At 36.5% G+C, this 983-nt stretch carries 1 protein-coding gene; it reads right to left on the reverse strand.

Annotated features, from left to right (window positions below; translation table 11 throughout):
• A partial coding sequence (locus tag M3189_RS26410; RefSeq protein ID WP_251639763.1) for an IS110 family transposase occupies nucleotides 1-880 on the reverse strand: 880 nt, incomplete at its 3' end.
• Nucleotides 881-983 lie beyond the last annotated feature (103 nt).

Below are 983 nucleotides of genomic sequence, written 5' to 3' on the forward strand. Positions count from 1 at the left end.
ACCGTTTTAAGTCCTGTACTGCCAACTTTAGTAAAAGTAATTCAGCTGAAACTTCTTCCTTTGATTTCACAATCGATTGTTCAGCTACTTTCATGAGAGTGTGGATCGTAGTTTCTTTAATTCTCAATTTTTTCTCTTTCACCAATAGAAGAAGTTTTTCTATTCCGAGTTCTAAGACGCTAGATGGGTGAGGATAATTTTCTAAGAAAAATAGAGATGGCTTTCCCCAAAACTTACTGAAGATGAGTTTTTTTTCGGGTTTATTATTTTTTATCTCTACATATCCTTGAAAGTCCCTCCAAATATGGTCCATCAGTGTTCGAATATGTACCCTTACTAGTGCTCGTTTACGAACTTCATCTCTTCTGGCACGGGTAAGAGTCATGAGACGTCGATAAATGCCTTCAGGTAGCTTGTTTTCCATTCCTTTGTTTTGAATGAGTGCATGTGCGATGGCATAAAGGTCTAAATCATCCGTTTTACTCCAATTTAACGCACTTGACCTTTCTTCGTATGTAGTTGCGGCATTGATAATGGTCACTCCATAACCACGTTTTCCAAGTTCTCGCACGATGTCCTCATAATAATGACCTGTAGCTTCAACACCAATAAAAATTCTCTCAGCCTGAATCTGACCTTTTGCATTTTCTATTAATGAACACAAATGGTTGATCCCATTTTTATCTACACCAAAGAAAAATGGTTTTTCTATTACGTCCCCAAAGTAATTACAAAGTAACGCCTTCTGAAAAAACTTAGCTGCATCAATCGCTACAACTAATACTCTTTCTAGGTTTATCCCCCTTAATTGGGAACTGAATTGACTACCTTTCTTTCCTTGTATATTATTAAGTGGTTGATTATTTTTTTTAAACCCCATGTAACTTCGTCCTCCTATTTTGGAATGATGTAAGTTTGAGGTTCCCTGTCAGGTATCTTAATCTTACTTCATGAAGTGTACTGGGGTCTTTTTGTAATTTCTG

Source organism: Neobacillus niacini (assembly GCF_023715415.1).
GTDB classification, from domain to species: domain Bacteria; phylum Bacillota; class Bacilli; order Bacillales; family Cytobacillaceae; genus Neobacillus; species Neobacillus niacini_C.